This is a genomic window from Paenibacillus sp. FSL E2-0190 (assembly GCF_037992965.1).
Taxonomy (GTDB): Bacteria; Bacillota; Bacilli; order Paenibacillales; family Paenibacillaceae; genus Paenibacillus_AQ; species Paenibacillus_AQ odorifer.
The window spans coordinates 6860863-6881307 of the sequence record NZ_CP150306.1; the positions used below are offsets into that span (position 1 = coordinate 6860863).

General features: G+C 42.8%; 22 protein-coding genes. 7 read left to right on the top strand and 15 right to left on the bottom strand.

Annotated elements, in window-relative coordinates; genetic code table 11:
* Nucleotides 1-39: 39 nt before the first annotated feature.
* Nucleotides 40-795: a class I SAM-dependent methyltransferase gene (locus NST25_RS30145; protein ID WP_340393117.1), complete on the bottom strand. Its 756-nt coding sequence runs from the start codon at nt 793-795 to the stop codon at nt 40-42.
* Nucleotides 792-1352 carry a hypothetical protein gene (locus NST25_RS30150; RefSeq protein WP_076124175.1) on the bottom strand — a complete coding sequence of 187 codons (561 nt, stop codon included), beginning with the start codon at nt 1350-1352 and terminating at the stop codon, nt 792-794. Before NST25_RS30150 ends, NST25_RS30145 begins: the two co-directional genes overlap by 4 nt.
* Nucleotides 1353-1447: 95 nt before the next feature.
* On the opposite strand from NST25_RS30150, the gene NST25_RS30155 reads away from it, so the two are divergent.
* Nucleotides 1448-2362 carry a phosphatidate cytidylyltransferase gene (locus tag NST25_RS30155; RefSeq protein ID WP_076132799.1) on the top strand — a complete coding sequence of 305 codons (915 nt, stop codon included), beginning with the start codon at nt 1448-1450 and terminating at the stop codon, nt 2360-2362.
* 22 nt (nt 2363-2384) lie between these two features.
* On the opposite strand, the gene NST25_RS30160 is transcribed toward NST25_RS30155, so the two are convergent.
* From NST25_RS30160 to NST25_RS30185, 6 genes are all read right to left on the bottom strand, one after another.
* On the bottom strand, nt 2385-3044 hold the full coding sequence (locus tag NST25_RS30160; RefSeq protein WP_339188950.1) for a uracil-DNA glycosylase family protein: 660 nt from the start codon (nt 3042-3044) through the stop codon (nt 2385-2387).
* A 97-nt stretch (nt 3045-3141) separates the two neighbouring features.
* Complete coding sequence (locus NST25_RS30165; protein ID WP_076191571.1) at nt 3142-4380, bottom strand: amidohydrolase; 1239 nt, start codon at nt 4378-4380, stop codon at nt 3142-3144.
* 104 nt (nt 4381-4484) lie between these two features.
* Nucleotides 4485-5249 (bottom strand): polysaccharide deacetylase family protein, encoded by a 765-nt coding sequence (locus NST25_RS30170; protein WP_076220092.1) that lies wholly within the window; start codon nt 5247-5249, stop codon nt 4485-4487.
* On the bottom strand, nt 5249-5854 hold the full coding sequence (locus NST25_RS30175; RefSeq protein WP_254847726.1) for a polysaccharide deacetylase: 606 nt from the start codon (nt 5852-5854) through the stop codon (nt 5249-5251). The genes NST25_RS30170 and NST25_RS30175 overlap by 1 nt, the downstream gene beginning before the upstream one ends.
* 22 nt (nt 5855-5876) lie before the next feature.
* Nucleotides 5877-6473 carry a sensor domain-containing protein gene (locus NST25_RS30180; RefSeq protein WP_076124185.1) on the bottom strand — a complete coding sequence of 199 codons (597 nt, stop codon included), beginning with the start codon at nt 6471-6473 and terminating at the stop codon, nt 5877-5879.
* Nucleotides 6474-6656: 183 nt separating this feature from the next.
* The gene (locus NST25_RS30185) at nt 6657-8447 is read right to left on the bottom strand and encodes a hybrid sensor histidine kinase/response regulator transcription factor (RefSeq protein ID WP_339188954.1); all 1791 of its coding nucleotides are present in this window, start codon (nt 8445-8447) and stop codon (nt 6657-6659) included.
* Nucleotides 8448-8729: 282 nt separating this feature from the next.
* Here NST25_RS30185 and NST25_RS30190 point away from each other — a divergent pair, with 282 nt between their 5' ends.
* From NST25_RS30190 to NST25_RS30200, 3 genes are all read left to right on the top strand, one after another.
* A complete protein-coding gene (locus tag NST25_RS30190) occupies nt 8730-9338 on the top strand; it encodes a LysE/ArgO family amino acid transporter (RefSeq protein WP_076124191.1) in 609 nt (202 codons plus the stop codon).
* Between the two features lie 166 nt (nt 9339-9504).
* Nucleotides 9505-10488 carry a GMP reductase gene (guaC, locus tag NST25_RS30195; RefSeq protein ID WP_036682307.1) on the top strand — a complete coding sequence of 328 codons (984 nt, stop codon included), beginning with the start codon at nt 9505-9507 and terminating at the stop codon, nt 10486-10488.
* Nucleotides 10489-10623: 135 nt separating this feature from the next.
* Nucleotides 10624-11514, top strand: coding sequence for a diacylglycerol kinase family protein (locus NST25_RS30200; protein ID WP_340393122.1), 891 nt, complete (start codon nt 10624-10626; stop codon nt 11512-11514).
* Nucleotides 11515-11614: 100 nt separating this feature from the next.
* Here NST25_RS30200 and NST25_RS30205 read toward each other — a convergent pair whose 3' ends face one another.
* The 3 genes from NST25_RS30205 to NST25_RS30215 all read right to left on the bottom strand — a co-directional run bounded on the left by NST25_RS30205 (nt 11615) and on the right by NST25_RS30215 (nt 14168).
* Nucleotides 11615-12796 carry a multidrug effflux MFS transporter gene (locus NST25_RS30205; protein ID WP_326046186.1) on the bottom strand — a complete coding sequence of 394 codons (1182 nt, stop codon included), beginning with the start codon at nt 12794-12796 and terminating at the stop codon, nt 11615-11617.
* 272 nt (nt 12797-13068) lie between these two features.
* Nucleotides 13069-13605 (bottom strand): DUF2798 domain-containing protein, encoded by a 537-nt coding sequence (locus NST25_RS30210; RefSeq protein WP_076124197.1) that lies wholly within the window; start codon nt 13603-13605, stop codon nt 13069-13071.
* The gene (locus NST25_RS30215; RefSeq protein WP_076124199.1) at nt 13602-14168 is read right to left on the bottom strand and encodes a TetR/AcrR family transcriptional regulator; all 567 of its coding nucleotides are present in this window, start codon (nt 14166-14168) and stop codon (nt 13602-13604) included. Before NST25_RS30215 ends, NST25_RS30210 begins: the two co-directional genes overlap by 4 nt.
* 212 nt (nt 14169-14380) lie before the next feature.
* On the opposite strand from NST25_RS30215, the gene NST25_RS30220 reads away from it, so the two are divergent.
* Nucleotides 14381-14779, top strand: a complete 399-nt coding sequence (locus tag NST25_RS30220) for a hypothetical protein (RefSeq protein ID WP_076124201.1) — start codon at nt 14381-14383, stop codon at nt 14777-14779.
* A 67-nt stretch (nt 14780-14846) separates the two neighbouring features.
* Here NST25_RS30220 and NST25_RS30225 read toward each other — a convergent pair whose 3' ends face one another.
* Nucleotides 14847-16259: an alanine/glycine:cation symporter family protein gene (locus tag NST25_RS30225; RefSeq protein ID WP_339188962.1), complete on the bottom strand. Its 1413-nt coding sequence runs from the start codon at nt 16257-16259 to the stop codon at nt 14847-14849.
* Nucleotides 16260-16489: 230 nt separating this feature from the next.
* Here NST25_RS30225 and NST25_RS30230 point away from each other — a divergent pair, with 230 nt between their 5' ends.
* Nucleotides 16490-16792, top strand: a complete 303-nt coding sequence (locus tag NST25_RS30230) for a hypothetical protein (protein ID WP_339188964.1) — start codon at nt 16490-16492, stop codon at nt 16790-16792.
* Here the strand turns inward: NST25_RS30230 and NST25_RS30235 are convergent.
* On the bottom strand, nt 16789-17376 hold the full coding sequence (locus NST25_RS30235) for an NAD(P)H-dependent oxidoreductase (RefSeq protein WP_076124205.1): 588 nt from the start codon (nt 17374-17376) through the stop codon (nt 16789-16791). The two genes, NST25_RS30230 and NST25_RS30235, sit on opposite strands and share 4 nt — an antisense overlap.
* A gap of 121 nt (nt 17377-17497) precedes the next feature.
* On the opposite strand from NST25_RS30235, the gene NST25_RS30240 reads away from it, so the two are divergent.
* Nucleotides 17498-17935: a MarR family transcriptional regulator gene (locus NST25_RS30240; protein ID WP_076124207.1), complete on the top strand. Its 438-nt coding sequence runs from the start codon at nt 17498-17500 to the stop codon at nt 17933-17935.
* Between the two features lie 452 nt (nt 17936-18387).
* Here NST25_RS30240 and NST25_RS30245 read toward each other — a convergent pair whose 3' ends face one another.
* Entirely contained in the window at nt 18388-19269 is an 882-nt protein-coding gene (locus NST25_RS30245) for an SMI1/KNR4 family protein (protein WP_076124209.1), read from the bottom strand.
* 222 nt (nt 19270-19491) lie between these two features.
* Nucleotides 19492-20409, bottom strand: a complete 918-nt coding sequence (gene hprK, locus NST25_RS30250) for an HPr(Ser) kinase/phosphatase (protein ID WP_076124211.1) — start codon at nt 20407-20409, stop codon at nt 19492-19494.
* Between the last annotated feature and the right edge of the window lie 36 nt (nt 20410-20445).

Sequence of the window (20445 nt, forward strand, 5' to 3'; positions counted from 1 at the left end):
AACCCTGTTATCTCTAAGGTTTGAGTCTTTTTATTTACTTTACACTTCGCCCCAATAAATTTCGGTCTTATAATCAAAAAACACTTGCCCACCCTGGTTATTTCGTTCAAAAATATTCCGCAGCTCAGCCATCATATTCTCATAGCTTGGATCTCCGGGGACCGGAGTGTAGGAAGACGATCGAAGCCGCCCGCTTAATCCCTCCAAATCAAATACCTGCTGATTGCTAAAATGCGCTACTTGCATCTGTCCTTTCTTGAAAAAGGAACTAAGGATCTCAGGGGTAATGTTCTTATGATTAACTTGAGTGTAGTTCGTCCCGAAGGTCTGCAGCAGCTGCTCATATTCCTCCAGAAATGGGGTACCGTAAGTAAGCCGGGAGTTCCATATCAGAATAACTTTTCCACCCGGTTTTAGAATCCGCTTGAATTCCAATTGCGTTGCGTCCCTATCAAACCAGTGAAACGCTTGGGCGCATACGATAAAGTCCATGGACTGATCGGATAATTCTGTATGTTCAGCAGACCCCGGCGATACAGAGAAATGGTTATCCTTTGCGAAATTCTCTTCCGCAGCTCTACGCATTTCCGGATTGGGTTCAACGGCAGTCACACGACTCCCGCGCTCCAGAAGTAATGCTGAGAAGATTCCTGTTCCTGCACCAATATCAGCAATATCAGAATTGGGTTGGAGCCCAATAGTATTGTACAAATAATCAATGGCTTCTCCAGGATAGCTCGGCCGATATTTTACATACGAATCCACCCGATTAGAAAATATTTCTTTGCTATTCATCCTTCGTCTCCTCCTAAGCGCTCAGGTTCATAATCACTTAATTTACCTTGGTAAACCAAACGCAGCCGATCACTTTGGCGAAAATCATCCGGAGTAACGAGTGCGGGCAGCTTATCCCATAACTTAATGCCCGACCGCTCTAGAATTTCCGCTACAAATTGCGAACAAAAATAAGAGTTGCTGAATTCGACAGGCTCCTTCAGGGCAATGCCAATTACGCCGAGAATATTATAGAGATACTTTTGACGGCTTCGGATAAAGACTTGCAAGACCCGCTCCATTTTCTCCACTTCGCGGGCTGTAACTTGAAGTTCATATAGGACACATGTTGTATTAGGGTATTTGCTGAACGTACCTGTCTTAATATCCTCCTTCACAAACCCTCCATTCAGGGGGTTGCTCGGATGCTTTCTGCCAAAGCTATACAGCTCGGAAAGCTCCCGATTAAAGGAGATCGAGGCATGATTATAGGGTGCTTTTGTATAGCCTTGAATGAGCTTCGTAAAAAGCGTCCCGGTATTCGTCAGTAATATAAAGACCGATGGATCTGCTGCCATTTACAATTTTCCCCTTATCAAGTTTGAGCGTTTCCTTCATAATAACATATGAATCCATTAATGGAATCTACTCTAGGACAAGTTGGTGATCAATTATCGACCGCTCTTTATTAACTATAATTCTTATCTTTGCGGCCTTATCGGCCATTCACTTGATGTATGTAGTTATAGGGAAGCTACAGCCAAATAAGGATTATACGGGCATTGGCTTTCGTATCAAGACGTGGTGGGGAATGCTTTTTATCTTTTGCCTAGCTACCCTATTTAATCCCGTCGTCTCTCTGCTGTCTCTCATGGTGCTCTGCTTCTTTGCACTGAAAGAGTATTTCTCTATGATGAAATCACGAAAATCCGACCGCAGGCTATTTCTGTGGGCGTACTTATCCATTCCGTTGCAGTTCTACTGGATTTATATCGAGTGGTACGGAATGTTTATTGTCTTCATCCCGGTATATGTATTCTTGCTCCTACCGCTGCCCAGAATGATTAATAAAGGCACGGTTGGTTTTATGCGTAGTGTCAGCTCCACCCAATGGGGGCTTATGCTGATGGTATTCGGACTTAGTCACTTGGCCTACTTTCAATTTGCTACACCGGAGTATGGAGCGGGGCTTGTACTTTTTCTAGTAGTGCTAACGCAGCTCAATGATGTGGTCCACTATCTGGCGTCACTTTATGTAGGAAAGCGGAAAATAGTTCCCACCGCCAATCCGTATTTAACTTGGGAGGGTTTCGCTTTCGCATTTGTCATCACGACAGGAGTTTCCTATCTAATCTATCCCTACCTGACGCCGCTCAACCCAATCTTCGGGTTACTGTCAGGCATGTTGATCAGCTTGAGCGGCTTCTTTGGCAGTTTAACGGTTTCCGTGTTAAAGCGGGATCTGCTAATCGGCGATGGCGATAAATTCGTGGCATTGAAGCAAAGCCATTTAAGCCGGATCGATAGCTTAACCTACACTTCACCGGTCTTTTTTCATGTCATTCGTTATTTTTTCGACTTCATGTAGATCATCTGATGGGGAGGTTGAATCAGCCCTTCCATGAATGATTATGCAGTATCTTCACCATTTGTTCTTGCTGGCTGGCGAACTGCTTATATCGATGTCCGTTGGCGCCCGAGGGGTGGGGAAATCCCCATAAGCAGCGTTGTTTATCAAGCTCACCTGCGGACACAAGGAGTTGAAGTATACTTTCCACTGTTTTTCCTAAGGGAATAATTAAGGCCCGGCTCAGGATGTTCAGCTCCTCACGCAAGGAAGATAATGCCTGCGCCCTGAGGAATGAATTTGAGAGTAGCTTGGGCTGGGCCCCACTATAATTTTTCTTATCCACGAACACAGGAAAATGCAATAAAGAGCTGGTGTGCAGGATCGTCTGCTGCTGCTGAAATAGTTCTTCACAAGAGGTTAGGTTCAAGTGTTGATGCAGTTTAAGTGTATCTAACATATGAATTAACGTGTTCCGCATGGAGCCTGCGAATCTCGCCGCTTCCTTCGCTGTCCTACATACCTCTTCATCTGACAAACCAGCCTCCAGACCTATGATCGCTTCTTGTATCGCTATGCCCATTTGTGTGAACCCGGGCGTTAACCCTATAATGATCACCTTAGCAGAAGGATTAATGTACTCATTATGGGGGGCATAATACATTTCCACCTTGCCATTACGCTCCATTAGAAGCTTTTCCACCTGCAGATCCTCTTTAGTTAGCACTGTACCCTTCGGGAGTGAGAGGATCGCCGATTTATACTGTTGCAGATAGGTAGAGAGGAGCATATCATCTGCCTCACAGGTCTCTATTTGTTATCGAACCACTCACCAGTCGGCCTTCGTACCAGACCGCTTGGCGCTGCGCTCTTCGGGCAACTGCTTCAGCCGAACAGCTGGCATGCAGCAGCACAAAGCTAGCAGTGTCGCCAACCTTTGGCCATACCTGCTCGCCTTTTGGATCAAGGGGTGTTAATCCTCCTGTTATAAATCTGAGGGATTGAGATAATGCCAATTCATCATTGCAGCCGTACAACTCCGCGTAACGCCCTGCCTTCTCCAGTTGATCTCCATTTCCAAAAGGGGACCAGTGATCGGTAAGGCTATCTGTTGCCAGCTTCACTTTTACCCCTTGGCTGTGCAGCATCGGAAGTGGCATCATCATTCTTCCAATAGGCACTGTGGATGCAATAGTCATACCCAGTGATGCCATCCGTTTAGCTACCTCTTCTGCCTCTTGCTGCTGAGCTCCTGCGAACCAGAACGCATGACTGACCGTGACCTTTCCTTGCAAGCCAGCTTCTTCCGTCAGATCAGCTAACCGCGTCAGTGTTTTCTTTCCCGCTTCTTTTCCATCATGTAAATGAATATCAATGCCGGCATTACTCATCACTGCTAATTCCACCATCGTCTGAAGTGACTTCTCGATATCTCCATCCACCGTATAAGGATCTACTCCGCCTACAAAGGTTGCTCCCTCTGCCAGAGATTGTTTTACCAGCTGCACAGAATCCGAGCGCAGCAGGCCATGTTGCGGAAACGCCACAATTTCAGATGAAATTTTACCCGCGAATGCATTTAATGCTTGTACAGTCGCTTCTAATCGTTGCAAGCCGCTGACAGGCTCAATATTGCAATGGCTGCGCACATGTGTGGCACCAAACCCCTGAATAAGCGTCAGGATGCTCTCTGCTTGTTGTCTCGCCATGGGCAGCAGCTTAGGCAATAATACCTTCTCTTCCTCAATCCGTTCGAAAACACTGGACGCAGGCTTTACCGCTCTCCAAGGTCCATCGAAATATGTTTTATCTAAATGGATATGTGCTTCTTCGAAAGAAGGCAGCATCAACAACTCTTTACAGTCATATTTCGGGAGCTGGCTCTGAAGCTCGATGTCTGCTCCAACAACTTCTGAAATCTTATCCCCGTCAATGCGGAGATGACAAACCTTCGTATTCGTACCCGCTACTTGCCCATCCTCAATAACATAACCTTGTTCTAATCTTATATTGGTTAACCAGTAAGAAGCATTCAACATGCTACCCCATCCTTTTCTCAACAATTTATATAGGTACGGACCGCTTTACTCTAAATGTTACCATAGCCCTTGCCATATAAAAAATGATTGAGAAATTTCAATAGCTACAGATCAATCTGACCCCGATGTTTGACTCTGGATCTAGCTTCTCTACTATAATTAACTTCCTTGTTCAGCAGTTCATCTATCCGCAGACACTTCAGACCCTTTTTATCCATTTCTTTTAAGACTTCTTCTAATCCAGTGATCATATTCAAGGGCGCTTCTTCATCTGCCCACGGTGTATCTCCGCTGTCGTGTAGAACAATGATTGAGCCTGGTTTTATTTTTTTTATTAAGGCATCCTTTAATTGCTCTGCACTCAGTGACGCTTTCCAATCTCCGACCATGACAGACCACAATACGATTCGATAAGATTCTCTCAGCAAAAAGAAATCCCCTAGATTAAGAAGCCCCCAAGGTGGGCGGTAAAAGATAGGCCGCTCTCCTGTAATTCGCTCAACAATGTCTGCGGTGCGATCTACTTGCTTCCGTCTATTGGTCCAGGGGAACTGGATCCAGTTGGGTGTATGAGTATAATTATGAATGCCGATTTGGTGCCCTTCTCTGTGCATACGCTCGATCAGTTCCGGATATTGCTGCGCCTTTTTGCCCAATACGAAGAAGGTCGCTTTTATGCCATGCTCTTTTAATAGATCTAGAAGTTCAGGTGTATAACAAGGATCCGGACCGTCATCGAACGTAAACGCAATTTCTTTCTCTGCACCTACCTCCGAGTGAACCCCCCATCCCAATATTCGGGTAAGCGCAAAAGGAACGATCATATAAAGAACAATCACATCCACTGCTAAAATTATGAAGGCCCACATTAGGAAGCCGCCTCTGTCTTACGCGGGGCAAACCGCGCTTTCAAGGACTGCTTGCTAAGCACAAGCATCATGGGAGATAACTTCTCTGTGCTGTCCTCTACACGATGTTTCCCTTCCGGATGCAGCATGCGAAGTAAAAAACGAAGGTATATCCCGAACCAGTGCCGCTGCCATTTGGACTTGATAGGACGCTGCTCAAACCCTATTCCATGAATAATCCCCCGGTGAAGCAGTGTAATCCCGGTTAGCGCGTTTACTTTGCTTAGTTCCGGATTGCTGTCTAGATCGCGACTGATCTCCTTCATAGCCTCGCGAAGCATGCGTGCCGTACGAATTCCGGCCCGATCTGCGCCAAGCGTACGTGTCAGCTGCACAATCTGGCGATTGTCCAAATGAAGCTCACCCACCCAATCTCCCGGAAGTATCCGTTGCCCATCTTGGCAGACCAAACTTTCTCCGTGATATTTCAACACTACCAACTTACATATCCCATATCTACGCACGGACTGACTACGAAATTTGGTGATGACAGCAAATATGTTCTCCCACATCATCCAAAGGGATTGTGAGAATAATTTTATAAATGGAACTGAGGTTACCATCATTTTTCCTTCTTCCTGTTTAAGTTTATCTTCTAGCAAAATCCTTCACTAAACGCCGCGTATACCTGCCGATCATCTTTACCAGACTGTTTCCGAGATAAGCACCTATCCATAGAGACACTGCACCTAACAACATGAAGAAAAGTGAGATGTTAAATGTTTTATTTTCAATCCCAAATAGCGATATAGAGGACACATCTAATAAATACAGGACAGGTGACAACAAGAGAATAATAGGGGTCAAGTAAAAAAGAGTGGCACAAATGAGACTGACCATGCCGATTCCAAACTGCAACATCAACCCTAAAATCGCTCTCCAGTTATGTTCATCCAGAAACTCTGCCTTAACCCTTTCCCACAAGCTGCCTTCTTCTTGAGATCGGGTTGGGAGCGTGCGAACCGAGATATCCGTATAGACTTTAGTTCGAATTCGCTCATGCTGTAAAAAAGTCTCGGTAGAACGCAAAACATAATAAAGGATCGGGATCCCCACTAAGGTGAAGGACATCGAAACTCCAAAGGTAATGCCCACCAAATAAAAACAAAAGTAAAATAGCCCTGTGGCAAAAGTAATTAATAAGAAACAAAAATTTCTCACATGTTTCCGGATTATTTGATTCATGCTTTTCTCTCCCTCTCTGCAATAAAAAATTGTTCATAACTAAGCAACTCCTATGCTAGTGCTTTTGGTGTAAAATCGACCAGTGCCATAATGTCATATGACAAAAAAAACACCCTACTGCCTACTCCCACAAGGGAAAGCAAACAATAAGGTGCTTATCAATTTCAAATACTTCGGTCAGGATTAATCCGAAATGCTAAAAGCCTTCTCGACTGCCTCCTCACGGTTTCGTACCCCGAGCTTGGCATAGATGGTGGACGCGTAATTTCTCACCGTTCCATCGGACAGATATAGTTTAGCGGCAATAGATTTATAACGCATTCCCTTCGAGAGGCATTCTAGAATCTCCAGCTCACGCGGGGTCAGTCCATATTCATTACTCTTCTCTGTCGGTGGTGCCTCTGAAGCTGGATGCATCTCATAGTGATCAATTAATACATTCGTAATATCGGGTGTAATCATCTTTACGCCCCGATGTACAAGACGTATTCCTTCGAACAGCTCCTGCGGCTCGGTAGACTTTAACAAGTAGCCATCTGCCCCGTTTTGCAGTGCTTCGACTGCCATATCTGCTTCTTGAAAAGTAGTCAGGATCAACACTCGTACCCCTGGCCACTTTTTCTTAATAAGCTTGGTCGCTTCCGCACCGTCCATGCCCGGCATATTTAAGTCCATCAGCACCACGTGAGGTTGTTCCTGCTCGCAGAAGCTTATCGCTTGTTCACCATTCTCAGCTAACCCATTGATCACAAAATCCGGCTCCTGCTCTAGAATAATTCGCAGACTATCCCGGATATAGGGTTGATCATCTACCAGCAATAAACGAATCGTTTCCTCCTGTATCTCTTCAAGCCTTGGTAAACTGCAGGTCACTAAGGTCCCTTCCCCTGGCTTAGAGTAGAAATACACTTGTCCTTGCAAGTTGGAGGCACGCTCCTTCATCGCATTCACACCAAATCCTGCTTTTAAATCTCCAGTGCCTAATCCATTATCCTGCACATCCAGCCGAATCAGCTTCTCTTCATAATGTAAGCTGATGACAATTTCACTGGCCTGACCATGACGTACAGCGTTGGTTATCGACTCCTGCAAACATCTGTATAATGTCATTTGGGCCTGCTTAGATACTGTATACGGCTCTCCGAATGTTCTTAAGCGAATCTTAACCTTGGAGAAGGTCTGGAAATCATCCACTAATTTCTGCAGGGACTGCATTAGCGTCAATGAATCCTCCGAAGCGCCCACATGGTGCAAATATCGCCGAACATCATCCAAGCCATTGCGGGTTAACTTTAACAAGGCATCTATTTTGTGCTCCCCTTCAGAAGTATTCACCTCCGAACGTAAAGTCTCTAGCCCCATAATAATTGAAGTATAAGAATGCCCCACCGTATCATGCAGATCTTTGGATAAACGATCTCGTTCTTCCAGAAGTGTCATACGTTCAACTTGCGAGATGTACTGCTCTAAAACAGCATTTTGCTCCTTAATAATTCTGCCCTGCTTGTGATTCACCACCAGTAAATGAAAAGCGAACCCAAGCGTATACACCAAACCCATGTTAACAATCATCGATACAGCATCCATTTGTTGTGACAATCTAGATAACATAATTGGAATCAAAATGACCGTGATCGGAGCTGTCCAACGATAGGACTTCTGTGCACTATTGCTGGCGATCATAAAAGCGATAGGCAGAAAAGTTACGTACGATTCAGGAAACAAAGCAGCCAAATATAAACAAAGCCCACCCGAAAAAAGGATCTCCGCGATCAGATAATACTTGTAATGCAGCTGCAAACAAAACCAAGGCACAGAAAAAGAGACCACGCCCCAAACAAACGCGATCCAGAAAGGAATCGTAAAATCCTCCGAAAGATAACACATGGTGACCAAAAAAGAAGTAGAAAAACAAATCCGAAACAGGAGGACGAGCCAATCGTACCAGAACCACTGTTTGACCAGATTAAACAAGGCATTTCCCCCTATATACTCTGCTGACTTAATCTTTATTATAGTGTAACCCCTTAAGGGCTCACTAGTTACAAAAAGTCATGAGTTGAGATGACATTTTTACTAATGGTGTAATTAGTGTAATTAATCATTCAATGTCCCTCTGAATAAGCAGCTTTTTAAATCAAAACACAGACTGTATGATAGTACATATTATTTGTCCATAAAATTGTAGTAGACCAATTAAACCAATAGGACAGCAAATTCTATAAAGTATGAACACTATCGGAGGAATAATAAACTATGTTAGCCGCACTACTTCATGGCATTGCACTGGCCTTTGGATTAATTCTTCCACTTGGCGCACAAAATGTCTTTGTATTTAACCAAGGGGCCTCGCAGCCACATTTTAAAAAAGCCATTCCCGTTATTGTTACAGCCGCTTTATGCGATACCCTGCTTATTTTATTAGCCGTATTAGGTGTTTCAGTCCTTGTGTTTGCCATTCCCGTTCTGCAGACCGCTTTATTTGCTGTAGGACTTTTATTTCTTTTGTATATGGGGTGGTCTATCTGGAAAAGTACACCTACATCGTCAGCGCAAGACGCAACGCCTCTATCCTCCAAAAAACAAATCCTGTTCGCGCTGTCCGTTTCTTTATTAAATCCACATGCGATTTTGGATACTATTGGCGTCATCGGCACTAGCTCACTTAGTTACACAGGCGTAGACAAAGTTGTATTTGCTGGCGCGACTATCCTAGTGTCATGGATTTGGTTCTTTGGGCTGGCTGTAGCCGGAAAAACCGTAGGACAAATCGACTCCAGCGGCAAAATCATGCGGATCATTAATAAGATTTCGGCGATCATTATTTGGATCGTTGCTGCTTATATTGCCTTCAAGCTTTTTTAAATGGAGGAAAAAGAATGCTGTACACCAATTTGCCGTATAATTATGTCCAATTCACACCATAATGTACTAGAATTTTGACTTACGGCGCAGAATGAGGTACATTACAATTTGGACGAACAATTAACAAACCAAAATACTATAATGTTCGCATTTAGAGGTGTAAATTATGAAAGAAGTATTCGATTATGAAGATATTCAATTAATTCCTGCAAAATGTATCGTAAACAGCCGTTCGGAGTGTGATACATCAGTCACCCTCGGTGGGCATAAATTTAGATTGCCGGTGGTACCTGCCAACATGCAAACCATCATTGATGAGAAGATCGCTATCTCCTTGGCGCAAAATGGCTATTTCTACATTATGCATCGTTTTGAACCGGAGAAACGTACGTCTTTCATCAAAGACATGCACTCCCGTGAATTAATCGCATCCATCAGCGTCGGAGTTAAAGAAGAAGAGTATGATTTCGTCGAACAATTATCCAAAGAACAGCTGGTTCCGGAATTCATTACAATTGATATTGCACACGGCCATTCCGAAGCAGTTATTCGGATGATCAAACATATTAAACAATACCTGCCTGCCAGTTTTGTTATTGCAGGAAATGTAGGAACACCTGAAGGCGTTAGAGAATTAGAAAACGCTGGAGCTGATGCTACTAAAGTTGGGATTGGACCAGGGAAAGTATGTATCACTAAGATCAAAACTGGATTCGGTACAGGCGGCTGGCAGTTAGCTGCACTACGCTTGTGTGCCAAGGCTGCAAGCAAGCCAATTATTGCCGATGGAGGCATTCGCACACACGGTGATATTGCTAAATCCGTACGATTCGGCGCTTCTATGGTCATGATTGGTTCACTATTTGCCGGTCATGAAGAATCTCCGGGTGAAACCATTGAAATCGCTGGGAAGCTCTATAAAGAATACTTTGGCTCCGCTTCAGAATACCAAAAAGGTGAAAAGAAGAACGTCGAAGGTAAAAAAATTGCGGTTGAGCATAAAGGGGCTTTAGCAGAAACCCTAAGAGAAATGGAGCAGGATCTTCAATCCTCCATCTCTTATGCAGGTGGCAATAAATTAGAGGCTATCCGTAATGTGGATTACGTTATCGTTAAGAACTCCATTTTTAATGGAGATAAAGTCTATTAATTGAACAAACAGGTGAGCAGGATGACTTAGGTCAATCTTGCTCATCTTTTTTTATGAGAACGAGTTCTGCCGGTCTACTTTGGGGTAATGGTAAGAATAAACTCCTACTAGATCACAATAGAGAGGATTATCCTTATGCGGCAAGCTATGATTATTATTAACCCCTCCTCCGGCAAAGAAGAAGCCAGCCAATATGTCAGATATGCAACAAGAGTTCTAAGTGATAAAGACTACTCCGTTACGATCAAGGAGACGGCAAAAGAACTAGACGCCACTCGTTATTCCATCGCTGCTTGTGAGGAAGGTTATGATCTGGTGGTCTCCATCGGCGGGGATGGCACGCTTCACGAGACCATTAATGGTCTTATCGATCAGGAACACCACCCAAAGTTAGGTGTGGTTCCTTTAGGAACGGCTAATGATTTCGCCCGTGCATTACAAATTCCACTGAATCCCGAAATAGCCATTCAAACCCTTGCCTCCTCAAATTTAAAAACAGTAGATATCGGTCGCTTAAATGACCGCCTATTCGGCAACGTGGTTGCTGTAGGTTCAATTGCCGGAGCATTATCCTCTGTATCCTCCGAAGATAAAACCAAACTCGGCTCATTGGCATACTTAAAAGAAGGTCTTAAACAACTTACAAGCCCTACAGCCCACCCCCTTATCATTCACCATGATGGACAAATGTGGCAAGGAGACTCCTTACTCTTTCTCGCCGTATTAACCAACTCAGTCGGCGGGTTCGAGAATCTAGTACCGGATGCTGCGGTTGACGACGGTCTGCTTCATTGTTTTATTATTTTGGACCTCAGTATATTCAATACCATTACAGCCAGTATATCTTTACTGCTGGGTACCCTCAAGGATCATAAAGATGTTGTCTATTTCACAGCCCACAATGTAAGTGTAAGCTCTCCAGAAACCGTAAGAACCAATGTAGATGGCGAAGAAGGTCCAACTTTGCCTATTACGCTAAGTGTTCTCCCTCGTCATATCCAAGTCATTGTGCCAGAAGTGGACTAACAAACAAAAAGCAGTCCGGAACTCAAAAAGTTCCAGACTGCCCTTAATTTATGGACGCCCCGATCCATATCTTACTAATCCAATGACTAAGAAGTTATTTCTATTCCACTACAATAAATTTTTTGCCTAATAACCACATTCCGCCGCTAATCCCTAAGAAATAAATAGGCATCGTCAGTAATGAACCATTATGGAGAGCGCTCATTCCCCACGTCGCCAAGCTAACAAGCAAATAATAACCCAAGCTGAATATCGCACCTGCTGTTCCTACAACATCCTGAAATTGAACAAGAGCAAGACTTAGACAATTAGGTAAAGCAATCCCTGCACCCATTAATAGGACAAACAGTGTTATTAGAATACATACGATCACTATCATATCCGGCAGCGAGTCAAGACTGCTTGCGATTGTTAATAGCAAGGCTCCGCTCGCCATTACTAGACAGCCGATATGGATTATTTTTTCTGGGGCATAGAGGGTTAATAATCTTTTGGAGATCATTGCGCCTACAATCGACGCCAAAGCCACAATAATGCCGAGAAAACCATAGACTCCTGGTGAAATCTGAAAGTGTTCAATAAATATAAAAGGAGCTTCAGCATAATAGCTGAACAAGATTCCGTTAATGCCTCCAATTAGTAATCCAAACACCAATACACGTGGCAATGCGAGCATTTTTTTGACTATAGGCAGAATAGCCACCTTTTTTCTCATGGAAACATCAGTGGTTTCTGGCAGCTTCCAAAAAGCATACATAAATAACAACACACTCATCATTACTAATGTAAAGAAAACCGCTCGAAAACCAAAAGCTTGATCCACCCATCCGCCAATTAACGGACCTACTGCGGGAGTAAAAGCAATGACCGCCGAGATTTGGGCAAACATAACATGCCGTTTATTCCCGGAGACACTCTCACGAAGAATGGTTTGGGTAATAATCGAACCTGTTGCTGCTCCAAACGCTTGTATAAACCGGCTGACTAACAGCAGATGAATGGATTCTGAGTAAAAACACATCAAGCTTCCCATACCGTATACAAGAAGTCCAGCCAGCATGGAAGATCTCCGCCCGATGAAGTCAGACAACCAACCCCAGCTAAAAACTCCTAAAGCAAATCCAATAAAATATATACTTAACGTTAACTGTACAGAACTATTGGCGGCCCCAAGTGCTACTGCGATATCCGGTAACGATGGAGTGTAAATCGTCTCACTAATTTGCGGAAAAGCCACAAGAACAATCATTAAAAGTAACGATGGTGCTGCATATTTTTTCATCTTATTTTCGCCCTCCTACAAGCTTATATCCTCGAACAACTACAAGAATATGAGCCTAGCTAGGGAAATGGGGGCATCATTATGGCAAGACGACTATAGATCATCATGTTAGAAAATCACCTTTCATTGTTATGCTTTCATTTTTTTATAGGAGGGCTTACCCGAAAGATATCGGGCAAAGATTTGAGTTTCAATTATTCAACCAAAACATCATTATACACGGTAATAGAAAAGCTCTCAAACGAATCGCTTCGCCTGAGAGCTTATTTAGGTTAGGAATTTTGTTCTGATAATCCATGTATAGTTACGCCAACAGCGCTGGATTTCTTTTTGTCCTGAGAAGCATGTAGCTTTACCATCACAAATCTTGCAAACGGCTGTATCAATATACTTTCAGCGAACAGTGCAATTAGGAAATTTCTTGGCCAATTGGCTAAGAAGTGATTAAACGTTTGAGAACTCAACCCGTTTCCGATAATGTCTCCAATAAACGTCATACAAAATGACATTCCTAGTACGGTGAATAAGATACGGAATAGGATTTTGGCGTTGAAGCTATCTGTAGGTTGTGTGAATATAGCTGTCAGCTTTTCGGCAATACGGCCAATAACAACAGGCTCAATAATCATGACAATTACCCAAATGATCGGAAACACCTTAAGAATCGTTAAGGCAACCTCACCATTAAATTCTCCAACCCCTAAAATGATATTTATTGAGGACATAAACAGTACCGTCAGTGTAGAAATGATTGCACCATATAATGCCCCCTCCTTAGCGTTTCTTGGTAATCTTGCTTCTTGATTCATGATGTTCTTCCTTTCAATATTGTCGGTAATAGTTTGGCGATAGTTTTTAAGGGAGTTGTAGATTTTTGCGTTAGGCACAACATCATCGCGCCTTCGATCGAAGCCGTCATCCACAATGCCATCTCGGAGGCTGATTCCTGCGAATAACCTTCAGTTACAAGCTTATCGCAGTAAATTCGTTCCATGTTCTCATAGAGCAAGCTACATGCCTGGCGAACAGGTTCACTCACCGTAGCCATTTCACTGACAATACTGCTAAAGGTATATCCGGTAATCGTGCCCTCGGTTTCTAAGTTGTGAATCAACTTGTCGATCATGGATTGTATAGCTTCTAACGTCGATGGATGCTTTTTAAAAATATCCTCAATATCTATCGTAATTGCTTCATTTAAGCCCTTTAAACAAGCAATTAATAGTTCTTCTTTTCCATTTGGAAAATGATGATAAAGCGCTCCTTTGGTCACATTACAGGCTTTTAAAATTTCATTCACGCCTACATTTTTATATCCTTTTTGCTGAAAAAGAAGTGTCGCCGTCTCAATCATTAGCGATTTTGTATCCACAGTAACGTACTCCCCCTAACATACCAACCGGTCTGTTTGTTATTATAGCAATATAAAAATGATTAATGTAAGTCTTTTTTTGCTTTTTTTCAAAAAATATTTCATTATTTTCATTTATAACTGAAAACAGGATATGATCTAGTAAGTCTAGAAGTTAATGTGGAGTTCAAAACATAATTGTCGTTATGAATACAAAAGAATAGGGTGTATATATGAAAAAAAACGCCTTAGTAATTATGCTGATAAGCTTGATTACTTTAATCTTTATCGCAGCTTGTAATGGTAATCAGAAAAAAGATGACTTTTTGACGCCATACCTTACTCAAGAAAATAAATCTTTTTCAATCCTAATTTTATCGGAGAACGATCGTTTTTTTGAGCAAACTAAAGAGCTTGAGGATATTTACAAGGAAAATATGACTTGTATCAGCAAAGCAGGTGTTATCAAAAAAGATTCGAAAGAGGGCGACCGCTTAAAAGAGGATTTGAAGATCAACACTTACCCTTCATATATCCTATTGGACAATAAAAAAGTGCTGCTTATAAGCGAAAATATTGAGCAGTTTAAAACAGAGTCAAAACAAATCATAGAAGAAATTCTCAACAAATAATGCATAGATATTTAAGTGCCTACAGCAAAAAGGGCTCAGTTTCCTGAGCCCGCAAATACTTACCCTACTATGTTTTTATGTCTGAAGAATTGTCCCAACACTCCACGTTCTCCAAACCCTCTATGCTATCTTTATAAAAGACAGGGTCCTTCCCTGCGCGCTTCTGGCGCTTATAATCCTGCAGGGCGGCAAAGGCCACTTTAGATAACAAAAGGATAGCGATCAAATTCACGATGACCATGAAGCCCATAAATAAATCAGCCAAGTCCCATACCAATTGAACCTTAGCTACGGAGCCAAAAATAATCATCGCCAAGACGCTGTATCTATAGAATAGTAATACTTTTTTATTGGAGTTCAAGAATTCTATATTGGTCTCACCATAATAATAATTTCCGATTAACGTACTGAAAGCAAACAACAAAATCATGATCGCTAGGGATCCAGAAGCCCACGAACCAATATGTTCGCTTAATGCCGCTTGTGTCAGCTTAATTCCATCCAGCCCTGGCTGTTTATACGCATCGGATAACAAGATAATAAAAGCAGTACTCGAACAAATAAGTAACGTGTCTGTAAGTACACCCAGCGCTTGCATCAGCCCTTGTTTCACCGGATGACTAGTTGTTGCAGTTGCCGCAGCATTCGGAGCACTACCCATTCCCGCTTCATTGGAGAATAGTCCCCGTTTCACCCCTTGCAGAATAACTGCCCCAAAAGATCCCCCCGCGATTTGTTCAAATCCGAAAGCACTTTTCACAATAAGCGCCAGAATCGCCGGTATTTCCGTAATATTAATTAACATAATAATAACAGCAGCCCCAATATAGATCCCTGCCATAACCACTACAATATATTCGGACATTCTAGCTATACGTTTAACCCCACCAAAGATAACAGCCGCAAAAGCAGCAGCGACTACAAGTCCAAGAATCACCCGATTAGTGCCAAATGAATTCTCAAAGGCCACTGTAATCGTATTGGATTGAACTGCATTAAATACAAGACCAAAGGATAACGTGATCAGAACCGCAAATACCGCGCCCATCCAACGTTTTTTCAGGCCTTGCTCCATATAATAGGCGGGCCCCCCACGAAATCCAGTCTTGTCCTTCACTTTATACACCTGTGCCAGAGTACTTTCAATAAATCCGGACGCTGATCCAATAATAGCTATGACCCACATCCAAAAAACAGCCCCTGGTCCACCTATTGCGATAGCAATTGCGATCCCTGTAATATTCCCTGTCCCAACCCTTGCTGCCATACTGATACAGAAAGCCTGAAACGACGAAATGGAATCTTTTGACCTTTCATTGGACTCTTTAAGAACCCTAAACATTTCTTTAAACATGCCAAACTGAACAAACTTTGATCGAATGGTGAAATAAATTCCACAAACAATAAGCAGAACCACCAAAATTTTCGACCAAAGAAAGTCATTTGTTGTACTAATCATACTGTCTAACATTTGTTGCATGTGAATCCGCCTCTCCATTGTGTCGATACCCAGTTGCTGAACCTTAAGTTACATAGTATTTTCAAATATAACAGCCCTTATTTCAAAAGCCAACAAAAAAAATTAGCCAGCAACACCATACCTTACACCGGTGTGAGAGCTATTTCCCCATCTTCATCTGAGCTCACAAGCTCCTTTAGATTAATCTAGGTATTATAAAAAAATGAAAAAGCATCCGGTGGAAGAAATGTATGACAACAATGTATGCGCGTATTTATATCGTGGAGAACATTTGGTTTGATTTGATTTCAAGACGAACGAGGAACGAAGCTATAACATCAGCAGCACAACTAGTGCCCTTATTAGCCGCAAAAGATATTAAAGAAATGGCTGTCCTCTATCATGAGCTAGCCAGCAAAAATAAAATCGTTCTGGCTAGTCAAAAAGATAAAGATCCCACCATTGTTTTGGACCATCCAACTATGGGATCGCTTGAGACATCCATTCCCGGGGTTATCTCGAATAATCATAGGCAGATATTTTCGAGGTATTAATTAGCCACAGCTTTAAAATATTGGTAAACCTGATTTAACTTCTTATCATGTTTCCCTTTCGGACTCTCCATATTCCCAAACTCGAAAAACTTCACTTTCTTGATGCCACAAAATTGAAATAATGCTTTTCTCATCAGCACTTTATGGGAATTATTCAGCCAATATAAAGGATAAAGGGTCGGCCCCTTCATGCTGGAAATGCAAACCACAGACTTTCCTTTCAGCAGCCCTTCGGGGATGAGGCCACCCTTTTCTCTGTAAGCGAAATTAGAAGCAAACATTTGGTCAATATAACCGAGCAACATCGCGGGAGGACGTCCCCACCAGATTGGATACACAAACACAATTTTATCGGCCTGACGAATCTGCTCCCGATACTTCTCGAGCTTGGGATCGATATGCATGTCTCTTCTACGTTTATTCTCATTAAAGACCAGCACAGGATCAAATTGCTCTTCGTAAAGATCAAGGACCTCTATCTTCGTGATCTTTTGATTCTCATTACTTCCCTGAATGACTTTATTGAAAAAAGCATAACTTAAACTTTTATGATTCGGATGTGTATAGATGACTAAAACGTTCATTGCTCCACCTCTTTAATTATCATTTGATAACAAAATGGTATCACAACCCTCATTTAGTTGTCAAATGATAATTGTATTATGATAATTATTTTGTTAAGGTTTACAATAAGAGGTGATCCTTATGGACAAACAAGCGTTTTTTCAGAAAATTGTTACCTTTACGACAGCAGTCCATGAAGTAACATTTGACTTTACCAAAGATGTAAGACCGGAAGGCATTACGCCCGTTCAATATAGTATTCTGGAATATATTGCGGTTAGCCAGCCTGTTACCCTCAGCCAAATCAGCGATTGTAAAAATATCTCTATGCCGAATACCAGCCGTGAGCTCAAGAAATTAACAGAAAAAAACCTGTGTGAGAAGCTTGATGTCGCCGAGGACCGGCGTAAGCAAATGATCCGGTTGTCTGATGCTGGACAAGCGATGATGAACGAGGCTTTTGAGCGGATCGGTGAACGTTTTCTGAACCGGATTAAAGAGGTTCCCCCAGAGGAATTAGCCGAGATTAACCATGCCCTCGATATCCTGCAATCTAAGGTGTTTAACACCCAGCAATGATCCGAGAAAAAGACAGCAGAGCAGCAGCGGTTCCCCCATTAATGGGAGCACCGCTGCTCTGTGTTTTGGGTCGTTGGTTAGCTGACTCAAGACCGATTATTGGCTAGTTAAAGCCTGACGACTTCGAATCAGCCTCACCTTCAGCTAAATCGCCGAATCGTATTCGTCCACTGAGGCTTTCGGACCCAGATGACGTTATAGGCATGTTTTTAGCCTTTTGTGCGTAGTTTCGGACTCCAGCGACGCTATTCCTATGAATCGGGTTCATATTGGGTGTTTTTTATGCCAATAGCTGCTATGCGGTCCGTTGGCATTCCAAATATGCGAAAAAGCTACATTTAAGGTCAGCTGAGTCCGAAAGACGCTTCCCTAATAATCACCTAATAGAAATAGGCACTCCTCTTAAGGAATGCCTTGATTGGATTATAAGTATTCTTAGCCAGCGAAATAGACTATTTCACCAGTCCGCTGATAAAAGTCTCAAAATTGTCAGCCAAACGTGTGATTTTGTATTTGTTATCCCGATCTACATGAATAACCTCAGGTTCGCCATCATTCCCGAATTCACGGTAATCCAGCATCACCACTTCATTCTCAGAAGGACAATCACAGATCACCACACCAACTTCAGGATAACGTCCATTTTCAATCACAGTCCGGCTTCCTGAAGCTCCACACAGCGACTTATTCTTATCTCGTCCAATTCCGAGGATACCAGAAATCGTAATAAATTCTCCTGTTCCCGGAATCGGATAACGATTGTTATGAGGAATTCCCCCATTATGTAACTTCATCATATCCACATAGGAAGCAGGCAGCTTAAAGACCAGCTCTTCTTGTACTGAAGTAATCAATGCATCTGAAGGCGGGTCAGAAATATATTCTGAGAACGCATACTCGCTGTCATCCCAGAAATTAGTGGTATCCAACGCTATTACAGGCTTCTTAGCAGGTTTGTTTACAGGCTTTTTCGCAGCTTTTTTAGCCAATTTACGTTTGATCCAGCCCAGAAACTCCAATGTGTCTTCATCATCAGGTTCCAGCTGATCGGCAATCGTAAACGCTTTTAAAGCTTCGTCATATCTTTTCAGATAATAATAAGAAACCCCGATACGGTAATGCCAGAGCGGGTCACCTTCACCCTCATCTTCAATGCTCAAATACTGCTCTAAAGCCTCTTCATATTGCCCGAGATTATTAAGCGCCCTGCCCAAATGACTAGTTAGAACATAATCTCTTTCCTCTTCAGGAATTTCCGTGATTGCATCCACGATTTCTTGAAATTCATCTTCCTCATGCCATTCATCCAATTTTGCCAATAACTCATCACTCATCATTAATACCTCCTATTAACGATCAATCAAAATACCTATTAGAAATTATACCATTTCTAACCTATGCCCAGCCAATAACGCATGTCCTAGCCCTATCAATCAAAAAGCAACTTCCCTTTTTGCTGTGAAAAACAGACCGCAGCGTTTATCTGCGGTCTGTTTTTCGTATACAGAAAACCATTTTAATTATGGTAACTATAATTGCTGCTTTCTATCCTGCCTTTACGACTGCATCCCGTTTTCGATCCTCTGCAGGAACTCTTCAACGGCACTATAGCCAAGCTGTTTAAGGTACCAATTGTTCGCAGCTGCCTCGATCAGGCCAGCCACGTCGCGGCCAGGCTGAAGCTGAATTTCAATATGCGGAATTTGCACGCCAAGATATTCTGTGAACTGGGGTTCGATTTCGAGCTCATTATTCAAGGAATTCTCCCGCCATGGTGACAACTCGATGTCGAGTACAATTCGTGTCTCTTCCTGAAAAGCTCTACGCCCGTACTGCCGTACAACATTGATCAGACCAATACTGCGCAGCGCTAGGAATTCACGGGTCGTTTCATTATGCGTGCCGAGAAGCGTCGCCGGTCCCAGCTTCTTAAGCACAACTACATCATCGGCCACAAACCGATGGCCTCTTCTAATGAGCGTGTGAGCGGTTTCGCTTTTTCCGATCCCGGACTTGCCTCTCAATAGGACACCTATACCAGACACGTTCACACACACTCCATGAATTGAAAGTTCTGGCGCCAGCGCCTTCACCAGATAAGTATCAATCTTTGCGATGAACTCTGACGTCGTCTCTTCCGTCCGAAGTAGTGGTATACCTTCTTGGTCGCAGAATAAAGTCAAATAGGGAATCTCCTGCTGACCCGTCGTCACAATAAAGCATGGGGGATGATACTTAACGATATTGCCAATATGTAACTTGCGTTGCTCAACGCTTAGCTTTAGCAGATAATTGATTTCTTTACGACCCAACACTTGTACTCGCTTCATGGGGAAAAAGTCGAAGTAACCCACGAACTCCAGACCAGGTCTATGTGTCTTAGAGCGAGTGATCTCGCGGTCCATGCAGCTAGCACCCGCAAGTACTTCCAGCTTAAACGTTTCCGTAAGGCTTTGAACGGTAATCGATTTCAATGTTGTTCTCCTCCTGTGGCTACGTATTTTGAATAC

What these genes read in the sequence shown, in the direction of transcription:
- NST25_RS30240 (WP_076124207.1), top strand. Translation starts at nt 17,498, where the DNA reads ATGGACAAACAAGCGTTTTTTCAGAAAATTGTTACCTTTACGACAGCA.
- NST25_RS30230 (WP_339188964.1), top strand. Translation starts at nt 16,490, where the DNA reads ATGACAACAATGTATGCGCGTATTTATATCGTGGAGAACATTTGGTTT.
- NST25_RS30145 (WP_340393117.1), bottom strand. Translation starts at nt 795, where the DNA reads ATGAATAGCAAAGAAATATTTTCTAATCGGGTGGATTCGTATGTAAAA.
- NST25_RS30205 (WP_326046186.1), bottom strand. Translation starts at nt 12,796, where the DNA reads ATGAAAAAATATGCAGCACCATCGTTACTTTTAATGATTGTTCTTGTG.
- NST25_RS30170 (WP_076220092.1), bottom strand. Translation starts at nt 5,249, where the DNA reads ATGTGGGCCTTCATAATTTTAGCAGTGGATGTGATTGTTCTTTATATG.
- NST25_RS30220 (WP_076124201.1), top strand. Translation starts at nt 14,381, where the DNA reads ATGAAAAAAAACGCCTTAGTAATTATGCTGATAAGCTTGATTACTTTA.
- NST25_RS30150 (WP_076124175.1), bottom strand. Translation starts at nt 1,352, where the DNA reads ATGGCAGCAGATCCATCGGTCTTTATATTACTGACGAATACCGGGACG.
- NST25_RS30245 (WP_076124209.1), bottom strand. Translation starts at nt 19,269, where the DNA reads ATGAGTGATGAGTTATTGGCAAAATTGGATGAATGGCATGAGGAAGAT.
- NST25_RS30190 (WP_076124191.1), top strand. Translation starts at nt 8,730, where the DNA reads ATGTTAGCCGCACTACTTCATGGCATTGCACTGGCCTTTGGATTAATT.
- NST25_RS30175 (WP_254847726.1), bottom strand. Translation starts at nt 5,854, where the DNA reads ATGATGGTAACCTCAGTTCCATTTATAAAATTATTCTCACAATCCCTT.
- NST25_RS30235 (WP_076124205.1), bottom strand. Translation starts at nt 17,376, where the DNA reads ATGAACGTTTTAGTCATCTATACACATCCGAATCATAAAAGTTTAAGT.
- NST25_RS30165 (WP_076191571.1), bottom strand. Translation starts at nt 4,380, where the DNA reads ATGTTGAATGCTTCTTACTGGTTAACCAATATAAGATTAGAACAAGGT.
- NST25_RS30210 (WP_076124197.1), bottom strand. Translation starts at nt 13,605, where the DNA reads ATGAATCAAGAAGCAAGATTACCAAGAAACGCTAAGGAGGGGGCATTA.
- NST25_RS30180 (WP_076124185.1), bottom strand. Translation starts at nt 6,473, where the DNA reads ATGAATCAAATAATCCGGAAACATGTGAGAAATTTTTGTTTCTTATTA.
- guaC (WP_036682307.1), top strand. Translation starts at nt 9,505, where the DNA reads ATGAAAGAAGTATTCGATTATGAAGATATTCAATTAATTCCTGCAAAA.
- NST25_RS30225 (WP_339188962.1), bottom strand. Translation starts at nt 16,259, where the DNA reads ATGCAACAAATGTTAGACAGTATGATTAGTACAACAAATGACTTTCTT.
- NST25_RS30200 (WP_340393122.1), top strand. Translation starts at nt 10,624, where the DNA reads ATGCGGCAAGCTATGATTATTATTAACCCCTCCTCCGGCAAAGAAGAA.